Annotated in this window: 13 protein-coding genes; 4 read left to right on the top strand and 9 right to left on the bottom strand. The window is 57.9% G+C overall.

Annotation, left to right across the window (positions count from 1 at the left end; translation table 11 throughout):
• Positions 1 to 3: 3 nt before the first annotated feature.
• Entirely contained in the window at positions 4 to 1113 is a 1110-nt protein-coding gene (locus HBM95_11895; protein NIH43633.1) for a porin OmpC, read from the bottom strand.
• Positions 1114 to 1589: 476 nt separating this feature from the next.
• Entirely contained in the window at positions 1590 to 2468 is an 879-nt protein-coding gene (gene yddG, locus HBM95_11890; GenBank protein NIH43632.1) for an aromatic amino acid DMT transporter YddG, read from the bottom strand.
• A 220-nt stretch (positions 2469 to 2688) separates the two neighbouring features.
• Here yddG and fdnG point away from each other — a divergent pair, with 220 nt between their 5' ends.
• From fdnG to fdnI, 3 genes are read left to right on the top strand one after another with little or no spacing between them, the layout of a single operon-like run.
• Complete coding sequence (fdnG, locus tag HBM95_11885; protein ID NIH43631.1) at positions 2689 to 5736, top strand: formate dehydrogenase-N subunit alpha; 3048 nt, start codon at positions 2689 to 2691, stop codon at positions 5734 to 5736.
• Positions 5737 to 5747: 11 nt separating this feature from the next.
• Positions 5748 to 6632: a formate dehydrogenase subunit beta gene (gene fdxH, locus HBM95_11880; GenBank protein ID NIH43630.1), complete on the top strand. Its 885-nt coding sequence runs from the start codon at positions 5748 to 5750 to the stop codon at positions 6630 to 6632.
• Positions 6625 to 7281, top strand: coding sequence for a formate dehydrogenase-N subunit gamma (gene fdnI / locus HBM95_11875; GenBank protein ID NIH43629.1), 657 nt, complete (start codon positions 6625 to 6627; stop codon positions 7279 to 7281). Before fdxH ends, fdnI begins: the two co-directional genes overlap by 8 nt.
• Before the next feature lie 60 nt (positions 7282 to 7341).
• Here the strand turns inward: fdnI and ppk2 are convergent, their stop codons facing one another.
• Complete coding sequence (gene ppk2 / locus HBM95_11870) at positions 7342 to 8160, bottom strand: polyphosphate kinase 2 (protein NIH43628.1); 819 nt, start codon at positions 8158 to 8160, stop codon at positions 7342 to 7344.
• 165 nt (positions 8161 to 8325) lie between these two features.
• On the opposite strand from ppk2, the gene araJ reads away from it, so the two are divergent.
• Positions 8326 to 9501: an MFS transporter AraJ gene (gene araJ / locus HBM95_11865; protein ID NIH43627.1), complete on the top strand. Its 1176-nt coding sequence runs from the start codon at positions 8326 to 8328 to the stop codon at positions 9499 to 9501.
• A 6-nt stretch (positions 9502 to 9507) separates the two neighbouring features.
• Here the strand turns inward: araJ and HBM95_11860 are convergent, their stop codons facing one another.
• The 6 genes from HBM95_11860 to HBM95_11835 are packed head-to-tail and all read right to left on the bottom strand — an operon-like array spanning position 9508 to position 16622.
• Entirely contained in the window at positions 9508 to 10599 is a 1092-nt protein-coding gene (locus HBM95_11860; protein NIH43626.1) for an alkylhydroperoxidase domain protein, read from the bottom strand.
• Positions 10600 to 10609: 10 nt separating this feature from the next.
• Entirely contained in the window at positions 10610 to 11599 is a 990-nt protein-coding gene (locus HBM95_11855) for a putative FMN-dependent luciferase-like monooxygenase (GenBank protein ID NIH43625.1), read from the bottom strand.
• On the bottom strand, positions 11596 to 13203 hold the full coding sequence (locus HBM95_11850; protein NIH43624.1) for an ABC transporter ATP-binding protein: 1608 nt from the start codon (positions 13201 to 13203) through the stop codon (positions 11596 to 11598). The genes HBM95_11855 and HBM95_11850 overlap by 4 nt, the downstream gene beginning before the upstream one ends.
• Positions 13203 to 14051: an ABC transporter permease gene (locus HBM95_11845; protein NIH43623.1), complete on the bottom strand. Its 849-nt coding sequence runs from the start codon at positions 14049 to 14051 to the stop codon at positions 13203 to 13205. Before HBM95_11845 ends, HBM95_11850 begins: the two co-directional genes overlap by 1 nt.
• Entirely contained in the window at positions 14048 to 14992 is a 945-nt protein-coding gene (locus HBM95_11840; protein NIH43622.1) for an ABC transporter permease, read from the bottom strand. The genes HBM95_11845 and HBM95_11840 overlap by 4 nt, the downstream gene beginning before the upstream one ends.
• A 10-nt stretch (positions 14993 to 15002) precedes the next feature.
• On the bottom strand, positions 15003 to 16622 hold the full coding sequence (locus HBM95_11835) for a TIGR04028 family ABC transporter substrate-binding protein (protein NIH43621.1): 1620 nt from the start codon (positions 16620 to 16622) through the stop codon (positions 15003 to 15005).
• Positions 16623 to 16733: the final 111 nt, after the last annotated feature.

Genomic DNA, 16733 nt, shown 5'->3' with positions numbered 1-16733 from the left:
GGTTTAGAACTGGTAGGTCAGACCCAGCGCAACGATGTTGTCGGTACCGATACCTGCCTGGCGAGTGAACTGGTTATCGTCCAGCAGGTTGATTTTGTAATCCACGTAGGTGGACATGTTTTTGTTAAAATAGTAGGTCGTGCCAACATCGATGTATTTAACCAGATCCTGGTCGCCGAAGTTCTCGATGTCTTTACCTTTAGACTGCAGGTAAGCAATGGATGGACGCAGGCCAAAGTCGAACTGGTACTGAGCAACAACTTCGAAGTTTTGCGCCTTGTTTGCGAAACCGTAAATGTCGCTGCGGTTGCCGTTAGAGGTACCGAAGCGGGTCGCGTTGTAGGTCTGAGAGTACTGCGCGGCAAGGTAGATATTGTTCGCGTCGTACTTCACGCCGCCGCTGTACACTTCAGCGCGGTCGCCCTCACCGTATACGCCAGCCGCATTCTGGTCAGCGGTACGTTTGGAGGAGGACATTGCCCCCCCAACGCTGAAGCCTTCACCCAGATCGTAAGTCAGGGATGCGCCGTAGCCGTCGCCGTTCTGGTTCAGCAGGCTGCGGCCGTTGGTGTTTTCACCGCTTACGCTGCCGTTTTTACCCTGGTACTGCAGGGCAAAGTTCAGGCCGTCAACCAGACCGAAGAAGTCCTGGTTACGGTAAGTTGCTACGCCGTTTGCACGAGACTGCAGGAAGTTGTCTGCGCCGTAGGTGTCTCCGCCGAATTCTGGCAGAACGTCGGTCCAGGAGGTCACGTCGTAAATCACGCCGTAGTTACGACCGTAATCGAATGAACCGGCTTCAGCGAACTTCAGACCTGCGAAGGCCACACGGGTCCAGGACTGGTTGTCGCCTTCGTCTTTGTTACCCTGAATCTGGTATTCCCACTGGCCGTAACCGGAAAGCTGGTCGTTAACCTGGGTTTCACCCTTGAAGCCGATACGCATGTAGGTTTTATCACCGTCTGCGCCAGCGTCATCAGAGAAATAGTGCAGACCTGTCACTTTACCGTACAGATCCAGCTTGTTACCGTCTTTGTTATAAATTTCAGCTGCGTTTACAACGCCTGCTGCCAACATGGAAGTGACTGCCACTGCAACTAATTTAAGTTTCATCTTAAATATTCCTTATAATTTTTTTTCAGTATTTCCTGAACCATTGCGAGCAATTTCTATACGAGGCTGTTCGACAACGGCGTGCTATTTTTAAAAATCTTGTCGCTGCCTTTCAATAATAAGTTTCAAAATATGAGTAATAATTTCATTTAGTGTGATCGAGATCGGGTTAATGACGCCATGATAATTTGAGGTGGCGAATATTTAATCGGTGTGGATTTATTTTTAAACGGTTCCGGAGGCGTGGACTATTGCATTTCTTACTATTAATGACGGTAATATTCGCAGGGAAGTAGTTACGCGCAGGTGTCAGGTTATGTCAATTTAAGGTGTGTGGCATTTACGAAAGGAAGATAATATAAACAGAACCTAAACGATCTCACTAATGTTCAGATTAATATTTTCTGGTGCGATCACATATTAAATTTATGTTAATTTTCTGCCGGGTTTAATCACACCCGGCAGAAATCTGGACGCTATTTCCGGGTGGCGTACCAGCAGAGCAATGACCCGGCGCAGACCATCAGTGCGCCCTGCCAGAACGAGAAAGAGAGGGGAGAACTCAGCAGCACGGCAGCAAGCGCGGCAGAGAGAACGGGAGTAAAATAGGACACGGCAGCCAGCACCGTAACGTTACCGTGCAGAATGCCAATATTCCATGCGGCATAGCCAAACCCAAGCGCGATACCGCACATAACGAGCTTCACGATAACCGGAAAACTGAACACCATTTCCGGCTGATCGCTCAGAGAATATTTCACCCAAAGGCTGAGCGCAGTTAACAAAACAAAGAGGGTAATACCGTTTTGGCCTCTGGCAAATTTAGCGGTTACCGTGCAGTAAGCGGCCCAGATAAATGCCCCCGCAAAGGCCAGCGCATAGCTGAGCGGGTTCGAGACGATATTGCGGGTTATTTCATCAATATGTAGCCCTTGCTCACCGCCTAATACCCAACACACGCCGAGCAGCGCGATAGCTAACCCGGGAATGACCCACAGCGTTGATTTCTGTCCATTGAATAAAATAGCAAAGACGATCGTCAGGCTCGGCCAGAGATAATTTACCATACCGACTTCAATGGCCTGCGCTCGCGTGGCGGCATAGCCTAACGACAGCGCCAGGCAAATTTCGTAACTGACAAACAGTACGCTGCCTGCAATAAGATACCCGGGAGAAAAACGTTTAATATCAGGAAATCCTACCGTCACCAGGCAAAGCAATCCGCTGAGGGTATATATCATCGCCGCGCCGCCGACCGGCCCAAGCCCTTCACTCACGCTGCGAATCAGGCCCACCATGGTGCTCCACAACAGTATTGCCGCCAGTCCCGTGAGCGTTGCTCTCTTTCTGTCCATTACGTCTTCATCGCTAAAAAAACAAAGGAAAAATGTATCGCATTAATCCTGACCCTGTCGCGAATTATTCTCTCAGGCGTTTAACCCTAAAGGATTATTCAAACGCGGCAGCGGTGACTATTAAGGGGGCGAAGTCAGGCGACCTTGATTTGACGCAAAAAAAACAGGGACTTTGCTGTTAGTTTGCGGCGCGAAGTCTTATCAGATAACGAGGACAACAATGGACGTCAGCCGCAGACAATTTTTCAAAATCTGCGCGGGCGGTATGGCCGGAACCACAGCCGCAATGCTGGGATTTGCTCCCAAAATGGCGCTGGCTCAGGCACGCAACTATAAGCTGCTGCGTGCGAAAGAGATCCGTAACACCTGCACATACTGCTCCGTGGGTTGTGGGCTATTGATGTATAGCCTGGGCGATGGCGCGAAGAACGCCAGAGAAGCGATTTACCATATTGAAGGGGATCCGGATCATCCGGTGAGCCGCGGGGCACTCTGCCCGAAAGGGGCGGGCCTGCTGGACTATGTCCACAGCGAAAACCGCCTGCGCTACCCGGAATACCGCGCGCCGGGCTCCGACAAATGGCAGCGTATCTCCTGGGATGAGGCTTTCTCTCGTATTGCAAAACTGATGAAAGCCGACCGTGACGCCAACTTTATTGAAAAGAACGAGCAGGGCGTAACGGTCAACCGCTGGCTCTCTACCGGGATGCTGTGCGCATCTGCGGCAAGCAATGAAACCGGCATGCTGACACAAAAATTTGTGCGCTCTCTCGGCATGCTGGCGGTAGACAACCAGGCACGCGTCTGACACGGACCAACGGTAGCAAGTCTTGCTCCAACATTTGGTCGCGGTGCGATGACCAACCACTGGGTTGATATCAAAAACGCTAACGTCGTGGTGGTGATGGGCGGTAATGCCGCTGAAGCCCATCCGGTGGGGTTCCGCTGGGCGATGGAAGCGAAAAACAACAACGATGCGACGCTTATCGTCGTCGATCCGCGCTTTACGCGTACAGCATCTGTGGCCGATATCTATGCGCCGATTCGCTCCGGTACGGACATTACGTTCCTGTCCGGCGTGCTGCTGTACCTGATCGAAAACAACAAAATCAACGCGGAATACGTTAAGCACTACACCAACGCGAACCTGCTGGTGCGGGATGATTTTGCCTTTGATGACGGGCTGTTCAGTGGCTATGACGCTGAAAAACGCCAGTACGACAAGTCCTCGTGGAACTATCAGTTCGACGAAAACGGCTATGCGATGCGGGATGAAACCCTGACGCATCCGCGCTGCGTGTGGAACCTGCTGAAGCAGCACGTTTCCCGCTATACGCCGGACGTGGTGGAGAACATCTGCGGCACACCGAAAGCGGACTTCCTGAAGGTGTGTGAAGTGCTGGCCTCCACCAGCGCCGCCGACAGAACCACCACGTTCCTGTATGCGCTGGGCTGGACGCAGCACACCGTGGGTGCGCAGAACATCCGCACCATGGCGATGATCCAGCTGCTGCTCGGCAACATGGGGATGGCAGGCGGCGGCGTGAACGCGCTGCGCGGCCACTCTAACATTCAGGGCTTAACCGATCTCGGTCTGCTCTCCACCAGCCTGCCGGGCTACCTGACGCTGCCGTCTGAAAAGCAGGCCGATCTGCAAGCGTATCTTGAGGCCAATACGCCAAAAGCGACGCTGCCGGATCAGGTGAACTACTGGAGCAACTATCCGAAATTCTACGTCAGCCTGATGAAATCCTTCTACGGCGACGCGGCGCAGAAGGAGAACGACTGGGGCTTTGAGTGGTTGCCGAAGTGGGACCAGGCTTACGACGTCATCAAGTATTTCAACATGATGGATAAGGGCAACGTCACGGGCTATATCTGCCAGGGCTTCAACCCGGTGGCCTCCTTCCCGGACAAGAACAAAGTCGTTCGCAGCCTGAGCAAGCTGAAGTACATGGTGGTTATCGATCCGCTGGTGACCGAGACCTCCACCTTCTGGCAGAACCACGGGGAGTCAAACGATGTCGATCCGGCGTCGATTCAGACCGAAGTGTTCCGCCTGCCATCTACCTGCTTTGCGGAAGAGGACGGCTCTATTGCCAACTCCGGCCGATGGCTGCAGTGGCACTGGAAAGGGCAGGACGCGCCGGGCGAAGCGCGTAACGACGGCGAAATCCTGGCTGGCATTTACCATCGCCTGCGCGAAATGTACCGCACTGAAGGCGGCAAAGGCGCTGAGCCGCTGCTGAAGATGAGCTGGCACTACAAGCAGCCGGATCGTCCTGAGTCTGAGGAAGTCGCGAAAGAGAACAACGGCGTGGCGCTGGCAGATCTCTACGACGCCAACGGCAACCTGGTGGCGAAGAAAGGCCAGTTGCTGAACAGCTTCGCGCTGCTGCGTGACGACGGTACCACGGCATCATCCTGCTGGATCTACACCGGCAGCTGGACGGAGCAGGGTAACCAGATGGCGAACCGCGACAACGCTGACCCGTCAGGCCTGGGCAACACGCTGGGCTGGGCTTGGGCATGGCCGCTGAACCGTCGCGTGCTGTACAACCGTGCGTCCGCCGACGTGAACGGCAAGCCGTGGGATCCGAAACGGATGCTGATCCAGTGGAACGGGACGAAGTGGACGGGGAACGACATCCCGGACTACAACACCGCCGCTCCGGGCAGCAACACCGGGCCGTTTATCATGCAGCCGGAAGGTCTGGGACGCCTGTTCGCCCTCAACAAGCTGGCGGAAGGGCCGTTCCCGGAACACTACGAGCCGATGGAAACGCCGCTCGGCACTAACCCGCTGCACCCGAACGTGGTCTCCAGCCCGGTGGTGCGGATTTACGAAGAGGACGTGCTGCGCTTAGGTAAAAAGGACAAATTCCCGTATGTCGGAACGACCTACCGCCTGACCGAGCATTTCCATACCTGGACCAAGCACGCGCGGCTTAACGCTATCGCGCAGCCGGAACAGTTTGTGGAGATAAGCGAAACGCTGGCGAAGGCGAAAGGCATTGCCAACGGCGACCGTGTGAAGGTGAGCAGCAAGCGCGGCTTTATTCGCGCGGTGGCGGTGGTCACCCGTCGTTTGCAAAGTCTGAACGTGCACGGCCAGCAGGTAGAAACTGTCGGTATCCCGCTGCACTGGGGCTTTGAGGGCGTTGCGCAAAAAGGCTACATCGCCAACACCCTGACGCCAAACGTCGGCGATTCCAACTCGCAAACGCCGGAGTACAAAGCGTTTCTGGTCAACATCGAGAAAGCGTAAGGAGCGATTAAATGGCGATGGAAACACAAGACATTATTAAACGCTCCGCGACCAACCCGATCACCCCCGCGCCCCGCGCGCGGGACTATAAGGCAGAGGTCGCCAAGCTTATCGATGTCTCCTCCTGCGTGGGCTGTAAAGCCTGCCAGGTGGCCTGTTCGGAGTGGAACGATATCCGCGACGAGGTGGGGCACTGCGTCGGGGTCTACGATAATCCGGCGGATCTGAGCGCCAAATCCTGGACGGTGATGCGCTTTAGCGAAACCGACCAGAACGGCAGGCTGGAGTGGCTCATCCGCAAAGACGGCTGCATGCATTGTGAAGATCCGGGCTGCCTGAAGGCGTGCCCGTCTGCCGGCGCGATTATTCAGTACGCCAACGGGATCGTCGACTTCCAGCAGGACAACTGCATCGGCTGCGGGTACTGCATCGCGGGCTGTCCGTTTAATGTCCCGCGCCTCAATAAAGAGGATAACCGGGTATATAAATGCACCCTGTGCGTGGACCGCGTCAGCGTCGGGCAGGAGCCTGCCTGCGTCAAGACCTGTCCCACTGGTGCTATCCACTTCGGCACAAAAAAAGAGATGCTGGACGTGGCGCAAGAGCGGGTGGACAAGCTGAAAGCGCGCGGCTACGACAAGGCGGGCATTTACAACCCGCAGGGCGTGGGCGGCACGCACGTAATGTACGTGCTCCACCATAACGATCAGCCGGAGCTGTATCATAATCTGCCGAAAGATCCGGCGATCGATACCTCCATCAACCTGTGGAAAGGGGCGCTTAAACCGCTCTCTGCGGCGGGCTTTATCGCCACCTTCGCGGGGCTGATTTATCACTACATCGGTATCGGGCCAAACAAAGAGGTGGATGACGACGAGGAGGAGCATCATGAGTAAGTCGAAAATGATAGTGCGCACGAAGTTTGTCGATCGCGCCTGTCACTGGACGGTAGTGATCTGCTTCTTCCTGGTGGCGGTCTCCGGAATTTCGTTCTTCTTCCCGACGCTACAGTGGCTGACCGAAACCTTCGGTACGCCGCAGATGGGGCGCATTCTGCACCCGTTCTTCGGCGTGCTGATTTTCGTGGTGCTGATGTTTATGTTCGTGCGCTTTGTCCACCATAACATCCCGGACAAGCAGGATATCCCGTGGCTGAAAGGTATCGTCGAAGTCCTGAAGGGCAACGAGCATAAAGTCGCGAAGGTGGGCAAATACAACGCCGGACAGAAGATGATGTTCTGGACCATCATGAGCATGATTTTTGTGCTGCTGGTGACCGGCGTAATTATCTGGCGTCCGTATTTTGCCCAGTATTTCCCCATTCAGGTAATTCGCTACGCGCTGCTGATCCACGCCACGTCGGCCATCATTCTGATCCACGCCATCCTGATCCATATGTATATGGCGTTCTGGGTAAAAGGGTCGATTAAAGGCATGATTGAAGGGAAGGTGAGCCGCCGCTGGGCGCAGAAACACCATCCGCGCTGGTATCGTGATGTGGAACGTCTGGAAGCGAAACAGGAAAGTACGGAAGGGATCAAGTAAGACCTGCGCCGTCGGCTTTGCCCGGCGGCGCTGCGCTTGCACGGGCCTACCCCTGCTATATCAGAACCGCTCTTCCACATACCGGAACGGATATTTTGTGGGTTTAACTTTACCAATTTTACGTTTCGGTAAATCCACCTTGTCTACGTGTATTTCTTTATAGGGGATTTGCGTCAGCAGGTGCGAAATAATATTCAGGCGCACGCGTTTTTTATCTTCTGAACGGGCCACAAACCACGGCGCCCAGGCTGTATCGGTGGCTTCAAACATGGCGTCGCGGGCGAGGGTATACTCGTCCCACAGGTTAAAAGATTTAATGTCCATGGGGGACAGCTTCCAGATTTTGCGCCCATCGTTGATGCGGTCGCGCAGGCGGCGCTCCTGCTCTTTTGGCGTCACCTCCAGCCAGTATTTCAGCAGGATAATGCCGGCATCGACCATCGCTTTTTCCATGACCGGCGTGCCGTCCAGAAATTTCTCCACCTGTTCTTCGGTACAGAAGCCCATCACGCGCTCGACGCCCGCGCGGTTATACCAGCTGCGGTCGAAGATGACGATTTCGCCCGCTGAGGGCAGATGCGGCACGTAACGCTGGAAGTAGAGCTGGCTTTTTTCTTTATCGGTAGGCGCGGGAAGCGCGACGACGCGAAAGACGCGCGGGCTGACGCGCTCGGTAATCGCTTTGATGGTGCCGCCTTTACCGGCGCCGTCGCGCCCCTCAAAAACGATACACACCTTCAGTCCTTTGGCGACAACCCACTGCTGGAGTTTGACCAGTTCGACGTGCAGGCGGCGCAGCTCTTTTTCATATTCTTTAGTCTTTAGCGGAGCACTCTTTACGACTTCAACAGCGACAGGGGCTTTCTTTTTACTTCCCATAATTGTCATCCTCTGGTTGTCCGGCACGGGAAAAACGAGGCCGCACTACAAAGTGTAATCCACCTGAATTAATGGATTAATGTGTCAGCCAGCTGATTTGAACTGGCTCACCATACAAGATTGTTCAATAATGCCCGTCGCGAGTTTTTAACCTGTGGTTGCGGTATGAAAAAGACAATTTTTTCGCTGGCGCTTGGCACATTTGGCCTGGGAATGGCTGAATTTGGCATTATGGGCGTGCTAACCGAGCTGGCGCATGACACCGGCATTTCGATTCCCTCCGCCGGGAATATGATCTCGTTTTATGCTTTCGGTGTGGTGGTTGGCGCCCCGATTGTGGCGCTGTTTTCAGGCAAGTTCTCCTTAAAAACCACGCTGCTGTTTCTGGTGGTGATGTGCGCTGTTGGCAATGCCCTGTTTACGTTTTCTACGTCGTATTTCTGGCTGGCGCTGGGGCGGCTGATTTCCGGTTTTCCGCACGGGGCCATTTTTGGCGTCGGGGCGATAATCCTCTCCAAAATTGCGCCACCGGGTAAGGTGACGGTCGCGGTGGCCGGGATGATCGCCGGTATGACCGTAGCCAACCTGGTGGGCGTGCCGCTGGGGACCTGGCTGGGGCACGCCTTTAACTGGCGCTATACCTTTTTCCTGATTGCGGTGTTCGACGCGCTGGTGATCCTCTCAGTTCTGCTCTGGGTGCCGGACATCCGCGACACGTCAGAAATCAAATTGACCGAGCAGTTCAAATTTCTGAGGAAACCTGAACCCTGGCTGATTTTTGCCGCCACGATGTTTGGTAATGCCGGGGTGTTCGCGTGGTTTAGCTTCGTTAAGCCCTTTATGGTCAATGTTTCCGGCTTTTCGGAAGGGCTGATGACGGTCATCATGATGCTGATGGGGCTTGGCATGGTGTTAGGTAATCTGCTGAGCGGTAAGCTCTCTGGCCGGTTTAGCCCGCTGCGCATTGCGGCGGCTACCGACATGGTGATTGTCGCCTCACTGCTGCTGCTTTTTGCCTTTGGCGAACTGCAAGCGGCCTCGCTGGTCATGGGCTTTATCTGCTGTGCCGGGCTGTTTGCACTCTCCGCGCCGCTGCAGATCCTGCTGCTGCAAAATGCGAAGGGCGGTGAGATGCTGGGGGCGGCAGGAGGGCAGATGGCGTTTAATCTCGGCAGTGCGATCGGTGCGTACTTCGGCGGGATGATGATTACCCTCGGCTTTAGCTGGCGTTACGTCACGCTGCCAGCGGCAATACTCTCTTTCTCGGCCATGAGCGCGCTGCTGATTTACGGTTACCTGCGGGCGAGACGTGCTCAGGCTAACGCTCGCGCGCTAGCCTGATGGGGTTCACGCAAGCCAGGGTTCACCCAGGGTCAGCATCAGGCGGTTGGCCCAGGCGAAGAACGCGGCAGACTGCACCAGGTCAAGCTGCGCCAGGGTATCCAGCCCCTCTTTTTCCAGCGCGGCGAGGTGTAGCGGCGTGGCGGCAGGCGGCGTGACAGACAGCGCCCCCGCAAAGTTAATTTCCGCCTGCCAGCGTGCAGACTGCCCCTCGCTGAGGGACTGCCCCGGCCGCACGGCCAGCAGGGCCTCTACCGCAGCGTCATCCTTTGACAGCTGGCTGGCTTTACGCGCATGGACAGATGCGCAGTAGATGCAGCCGTTAATTTTACTGGCGACCGTTGCGGCCAGCTCGCGCTCGGCGCGCGGCAATCCCCCCGGCGTATAAAAAATTCCTTTATCCGTTAGCGTGCGCTGTTCAAGTACCGGCAGGTTGCGCCCCAGCAGGCGGAAGTAGTCGGAATCGGTATGGCCAAATTTCGCCAGGATGGCAACCTCATCGTCACGGAAGTCCGCCAGCGGTTTGGCCGCTATCCACGGTTCCCATCCCAGCTCCTGCTGGGTGAACGCGACGGGTGCCGCCTTCCCGGTGACCGTGGTTGCGGTCGTGTGCCAGACGCCTGCCGCCACCGGCGTTTCGCTTGCCGCGACGGGCCTGTCGTTCAGCAGACGCAGCCCGGCGACGAGTCGGCTCTGGAAGCTCACAAACGCGACGAGCTGCGCCAGGGTAACGATGCCTTCCTTGCTCCACCCGGCCTGGGTCAGCGCCGTTAACGCGGCCGGCGTGGCTTCGACGGGTGAAAACGTCAGCAGGCGCGCGAAGTTCAGCGCCGGGGTCAGGCGGTCCGAGGTGGGGTCGGCCAGTCCAAACCCCGCATAGTGCGCGGCCAGCGCCTCCGCGCTGTGCCACCTGGCGACTTTGGCCGCCACGGCGAAGCGCTCGTCGAGTGCAAAATCATTATCCTGCTGGCTAAACAGAATTTCGTAGCTGCCCTGGGCGTGGCGTGTGGCGGCATCTCGCGTAGCGCGCGCCTCTGCCAGAGGGGAACCGGGTTTAATTTCCGCCAGCTCGGCGAGAATGTCCTGACTTAATGACATAGGTGTCTCCTCAAAGGATGTGGGGGGCAATCTTTTCTGCGAGCAGCTCAACGGAGCGCAGCGTGTCGCGGTGCGTGGGTTCGACCGAATGGACCTGGAATGAAATATCCGTGGCGCGCCTGAGAACGGAGTCAGCATTCAGCGAATGCAGGACCGTATCGGGGGAACCGATATGCGCGTCAAACTGGCGGATATAATCGGTGACGGTGTCACCTTTAACTGCGTACCCGGCAGCGCGATGCTGCCGGGCCTGTTTCGTGAGGCCCGGCGTTGCGACCCTGAGTGCATAGTCATCGCTGTCGGCGACGAACGCCGTACGGGAGGCCAGAATACGCGGCGCGATGTCCGCAGGTAGCGCATCGAGGTAGGCATCCACAATCGGGTTCTGGATCGCGTCGAGCGTTAAATCCGGGCGGTCTGCCGGGCGAGGCTGCGTGCGGGAGAGCATTAAACCGTGTCCAGCCCGGGCGGCGCGAACGGCACCGTCAACGGAGAAGGTGGCAATCCAGATACGGTCGGCAAGCTGTGGCGCCGGCGGATAAAGGTGGTTATCAGGATGGGTCAGTGAATCCCCGCGCCAGGCGCTTTGGATCACATGCAAATGGTCCGCAAAGGCCGCGCCGCGATCCTCAAACGTCAGGCCGAACGGCAGAAAGGAGGTCGGTGTTCCGCCCGATCCAAAACCGACTTCAAGACGGCCATCGGCGAGTAAATCGAGCACGGCGGCATCTTCCGCCACGCGCAGCGGGTTTTCCATCGGCAGGGTAATGATGGCCGTGCCCAGCCGGATGGTTTCGGTATGCGCGGCCACGTGCGCCAGAAACAGCAGCGGCGACGGCAGGCCGCCTTCACTTTCATGGAAGTGGTGCTGCGCGATCCAGGCGCTGTCAAAGCCGTGGCGTTCGGCTTGGCGGATCTGTTCGGTTGCCAGACGATAGCGCTCCTTCGGCGTGGCGTCGTCAAGCAGGCGGGTGAAAAATCCCAGGCGTTTTCGCGTCATGCGAGCTCCTCCGTAGCGGGTGAAAAATGGGGAATGGCGTCAATCAGCTCGCGGGTATAGTCGTTCTGCGGCGACGCGAATAAGGTTCCGACATCGCCCTGTTCGACCACCTGACCGCTGCGCAGCACCGTGACGCTGTGGGCGATCCGGCGGACGGTGGACAGATCGTGCGTGATGAAGAGGTAGGTCAGTCCCAGCTGCTGCTGCAGCTGCTGAAGCAGAGCCAGAATCTGCGCCTGCACGGTGACGTCCAGTGCCGAGGTGGCTTCGTCCAGCACCAGAATGGTCGGCTCCAGGATCAGCGCCCGGGCGATGGCAACGCGCTGACGCTGTCCGCCTGAAAGCTCCCGGGCGGTGCGGCTCAATATATCGACCGGCAGGGCAACCCGCTGTGCCACGGTCTCGACCCGGACTTTGCGCTCCGCCTTACTGAGGCGAGAAAAGTTCTTCAGGGGCTCTTCGATGATGTCAAACAGCGTCTGACGCGGGTCGAGAGAGGCAAACGGGTTCTGGTAAACAAACTGGATCTTCTGGCGCAGCTGGCGGCGGGCCTCGCGGCTGAGCGCGGTGGCATCAATATCGTCAATGATGACCTGCCCGCTGTCGGCCTGTTCAAAACCCAGCAAAATACGGGCGAGGGTGGTTTTCCCGGAGCCGGATTCCCCGACCAGCGCGTGCGTACTACCGCGCCTGACGTCAAACGTCACCCGATCCAGCGCCTGAAGCTGATGACCTTTGCCCAGGGAGAATTGTTTGCTGATGGCGCGGGCGCGAATGGCCGGAGACGCGAGCGGGCGGCCGGCCACCGGGGCGATGGTCAGGCGCTGGCCCTGGAGATCGCTCAACAGCTGGCGGGTGTAGGCGTGCTGAGGCGTGCGTACGATATCGGCGGTGTTGCCTTGCTCCTGAACCTCGCCATCGCGTAAAACCAGCAGCCTGTCCGCGCGCTGCGCGGCCAGCGCAAGATCGTGGGTGACAAACAGAACGGCGGTACCCGATTCCCGGCGCAGGATATCCAGCAGATCGAGAATACGCTTTTGCACCGTCACATCCAGCGCGCTGGTGGGCTCATCGGCAATGATGACGTCCGGGCGCAGGGCAATGGCGATGGCAATCAGCACGCGCTGTTTCATCCCGCCGGAGAGCTGATGGGGATACTGCGTCATGCGCTGCTCGGGGTGGCTCAGGCCGACCTTTGTCAGCAGGGCGAGCACCTGTTCGTCGCGCCGGGCGCGGGTCACTTTCTGGTGTAGCTGAATGATTTCTCCGACCTGCGCGCCGATGGTTTTCACCGGGTTGAGCGAATTACCCGGATCCTGCGGAACCAGGCTAATTCGCGCCCCGCGAAGAGTATCGAGACGCCTGGCGGACCATAGGCTAATCTCCTCGCCGTTGAGCGATATTTTTCCCGCATCGCGCCGGGCGTTGTCGGCCAGCAGACCAATGATCGCCTGTGCCGTGGTCGTTTTGCCGGATCCGGATTCACCGACAAACGCCAGCATTTCCCCTCGCCCGAGCGTGAAGCTGACGTTATGCACCACCTCTCGCCACTGACGCGCGGTACGGTAGCTGATCGTCAAATTTTCCACTGAGAGAATGGTCATTAGCGACCTCCGCTGAACTGTTGGCTGATACGGTTGGTGGCCAGCACCACGGCGATGACGACGACGCCGGGGAAGGTGGTTAGCCACCAGGCGGTAGAGAGATAGTTACGGCCTTCGGCAATCAATAAGCCCCATTCCGGCACGGGTGGCGGGGTACCGTAGCCGAGAAAGCTCAGCGTGGAAAGCGCCAGGATGGCCTGACCAAACTGCAGTGTGGCAAAGGCGAGGACGGCGGTTAACGCGTTGGGCAGAATGTGTCGCCACAGCACGGCGAAAAACGTCCCGCCGCTGCCAAACGCCGCCTCGACGTAATCCGTGTGCCGGATGCGCACCACTTCACCGCGCGCGAGGCGGGCGAAGCTTGCGATTGAGGCCACGCCGACGGCAATCGCGGCGTTAACGGTGCCAAACCCGAGCAGAATAATGACCGTCAGTGAGAGCAGCAGAGACGGGATGGACAGCAGCACGTCGACAAAACGCATCAGGAAAGACTCGACGCGTCCGGCGAACGCCCCGGCAACCACCCCTAAGCCGGTACCCACCACCAGACCCATCGTCACGGCGGCCAGCGCTGCGCTCAGGGAGTGTGAGGCACCGTACACGATGCGCGTGTAAACATCGCGGCCAAGCTGATCGGTGCCGAGCCAGTGTCCCGCCTGCGGCGCCAGGCGTTGTGCCCCGGCGATGCCCTCAATCGGGCTGTAGTGGGTTAACAGGCCGGGCGCCACGGCGGCAAAAGCGGCGAGAATAATCACCCCCCATGCCAGCCACAGTCCCGGTTGCCATTCCACTTCCTGCCACGCTGGAACGCGCTTTCGCGCGGCGGCGGCGTAATCGACCAGGCTCATGAAGCACCTCCGGTAACGGTTTGCAGACGGGGATCCAGCAGCGGCATCAGCAGATCCACCAGCAGATTAATCAGGACAAAACCGAGGGCGGAAATCATCACTACCGCCTGAAGCACGGCGATATCCTGGTTATTCACCGCCTGCTGGGTCAGCTGGCCGAGCCCGCTGCGGCCAAAAACGGTTTCGGTGATCAGCGCCCCGGCAATCAGCTCGCCCAGCAGCAGCCCGGCAATGTTCAGGACCGGTAGCAGGGCGTTGCGGGTGACGTGACGCCACAGAACGGCGGTTTCACTCAGCCCTTTGGCCCGGGCGACGGCGACAAACGGCTGCGTTGCCACCTGGTCCAGGCTGCGCATCAGGATTTGCGCCAGCGGGGCGGAGATCGGGATCGCGACGGTGACGATTGGCAGGATCAACCCCTGCAGCGGCGTCGGGTTAATCACCGGGATCAGCCGCAGCTGAAATGAAAAGAGCTGGATGAGGGCAATCCCCAGCCAGAAAGTGGGTAAGGAGATAAACAGGACCGGCAGCGACTGGAGGGTATTGCTCAGCCAGCGCAGACCCGGCAGACGCGATGCAAAAGCCAGCGCAAACGCCAGCAGGACCGCGAGCACAAACGCGGGCAGGGCAAGACTCAGGGTATCCGGCAGATTGCTGGCAATCAACTCGCTGACCGGCACCCCTGCCTGTAACGAATAGCCGAAATCCCCGCGCAGCATCGCCAGCAGCGTGTGGCCGTATTGCTGCCACAGCGGGCTGTCCGCACCGTAGGCCACGCGCATCTCCTCGATTTGCGCCGGGCTTAAGCCCAGGTCCGGGTTCTGAAATTTAATCAGCACCGCGTCGCCCGGCAGCACCTGGAGCAACACGAACGAGAGGGTAAAGGCGGCCCACAGTACCAGCAGCCCGTGCCCAAAGCGTTGAAGAAGTGCGTGGCGCATCGTCAGCTCCTCAGTGTTTCTCAATCCACGCGCCGTAGAACGACGGGCGGCCTACCGCTTCAAAATTGACGCCTTTCAGCCACGGCGCACCGGCAAAGACCTGCGGCTCCTCGAAAATCGGGATGACGTAGGCGTTATCCAGCAGGTAGCGCTGGGCGTCGCCCGTCAGCTGCAGGCGTTTTTGCGGATCGACCTCAGTCGAAATATTCACCAGCAGCTCATTCAGCTTGTCGTCGCGGAAGTTTTTGACCTTGTCGCTGGAGCCGCCCTTTTGCAGCAGCGCGTCGCGGTTAGCCGGGTAGAACATGCTTTTCACCACGTCAGGATCGGCGCGGCCTACTTCGGAGACGGTTAACGGGGTTTTCAGCGGGTCAAGGTTATCCAGCGTGCGGCTGCCTGCGTCACCGGCTTTGACGCTCAGCGCCACGCCCACCTGTCGCCACTGCTGGGCAACCAGCTGCAGCACCTCTTTGTTTTGCGGCTGCGGCAGGGATTCATACACCGTTAGCGCCAGACGTTGGCCGTCTTTGGCGCGGACCCCGTCGCTGCCAGCTTTCCAGCCCGCGTCGTCCAGCAGTTGGTTGGCTTTTACCGGGTCAAAGGTCAATTTGTCGCTGAGATCGACAAAGCCTGCTGCGGAATCGGCAATCACCGACTTCGCCTGCGGATAGTTGGCCGAGAAGAGGGTCTCGACCACCTGTTTTGCGTTGGTGGCATGCAGCAGCGCCTGGCGTACGCGAATATCGGAGACCAGCGGGTTATCCGGACGGAAGCTGATGCTGTCGTTCACCCCACGCGTTGGGGCAGCGTAGATTTTATAGCCCTGGTCGGTCGCCTGCTTTTCGTCATACGCCTGCACCTGGCGAATAAAGTCGGCCTGGCCGGCCAGCAGGGCGCCGATGCGCACGCTGTCTTCCTGAGTGACGATAAACTTGATGCCGTCCAGATTGGCTGGCCCCTGCTGCGGCAGGTTTTTGGGCCCCCACTGGTAGTCTTTACGGGCTTCGAGCGTCACTTCACGCCCCAACTTCTCGTCCTTCACCACAAACGGCCCGGAGCCAATGATGTGGCGGGCGTCACCCAGTTCTTCAAAGTTGCGCTTCAGCGTGCTGAGCGAGACCAGACCCGAGCCAATGGTGGCGGTGCCCTGCAGGAACCCCGGCGACGGTTTTTTGAAGTAGAACTTCACGGTCAGCGGGTCGATGACTTCGCTACGATCATAGTTATTGATCACTTCTGACACCGGCAGGCGCTGCGCCTTGTTACCTAAGCCGTAGGTATCAAAGTTTTTCGCCACGGCGTTAGCATCCAGCGGCGTGCCGTCGGAGAAGGTAATACCGGGACGCAGTTTAAAGGTGTATTCGGTTTTATCGGCGTTGGTGGTCCAGCTTTCTGCCACCCAGGGTTCCACCTGCAGCGTCTTTGGGTTCTGCCACGTCAGTTTGTCGGTGATCTGGTTCAGAATGCCGCCGTTCGGGTAGAAGCCGCCGGCAGGCGGATAGAGGTTGGTGTGCGCCTGTTGCTCCAGATAAATCAGCGTGCCGCCTTTAACAGGCGCATCCGCGGACCAGGCTGCGGTGGTCGTCAGAATCAGCGCCGTCAGTAGCGGCAGGCGAAATGGGGTTTGCATGGTGAATTCCTTTGTTATCTTCTTGTTAGCGTCGGATTCATCATCGGGCGCGCGGGAAAACAAGTGAACAAAGGAATTAAGATAAGGATTGCCGGAAAATGGCTATAAAAA

Origin of the sequence: Enterobacter asburiae (assembly GCA_011754535.1) — a bacterium.
Lineage (GTDB): Bacteria > Pseudomonadota > Gammaproteobacteria > Enterobacterales > Enterobacteriaceae > Enterobacter > Enterobacter cloacae_N.
The sequence above is the reverse complement of the archived record's forward strand: the minus strand, read 5'-3'. Positions and strand labels throughout refer to the sequence as shown.

Excerpts from the sequence above, each read along its gene's own strand:
- HBM95_11895 (NIH43633.1), bottom strand. The coding sequence starts at position 1,113 with ATGAAACTTAAATTAGTTGCAGTGGCAGTCACTTCCATGTTGGCAGCA.
- yddG (NIH43632.1), bottom strand. The coding sequence starts at position 2,468 with ATGGACAGAAAGAGAGCAACGCTCACGGGACTGGCGGCAATACTGTTG.
- fdxH (NIH43630.1), top strand. The coding sequence starts at position 5,748 with ATGGCGATGGAAACACAAGACATTATTAAACGCTCCGCGACCAACCCG.
- fdnI (NIH43629.1), top strand. The coding sequence starts at position 6,625 with ATGAGTAAGTCGAAAATGATAGTGCGCACGAAGTTTGTCGATCGCGCC.
- ppk2 (NIH43628.1), bottom strand. The coding sequence starts at position 8,160 with ATGGGAAGTAAAAAGAAAGCCCCTGTCGCTGTTGAAGTCGTAAAGAGT.
- araJ (NIH43627.1), top strand. The coding sequence starts at position 8,326 with ATGAAAAAGACAATTTTTTCGCTGGCGCTTGGCACATTTGGCCTGGGA.
- HBM95_11860 (NIH43626.1), bottom strand. The coding sequence starts at position 10,599 with ATGTCATTAAGTCAGGACATTCTCGCCGAGCTGGCGGAAATTAAACCC.
- HBM95_11855 (NIH43625.1), bottom strand. The coding sequence starts at position 11,599 with ATGACGCGAAAACGCCTGGGATTTTTCACCCGCCTGCTTGACGACGCC.
- HBM95_11850 (NIH43624.1), bottom strand. The coding sequence starts at position 13,203 with ATGACCATTCTCTCAGTGGAAAATTTGACGATCAGCTACCGTACCGCG.
- HBM95_11845 (NIH43623.1), bottom strand. The coding sequence starts at position 14,051 with ATGAGCCTGGTCGATTACGCCGCCGCCGCGCGAAAGCGCGTTCCAGCG.
- HBM95_11840 (NIH43622.1), bottom strand. The coding sequence starts at position 14,992 with ATGCGCCACGCACTTCTTCAACGCTTTGGGCACGGGCTGCTGGTACTG.
- HBM95_11835 (NIH43621.1), bottom strand. The coding sequence starts at position 16,622 with ATGCAAACCCCATTTCGCCTGCCGCTACTGACGGCGCTGATTCTGACG.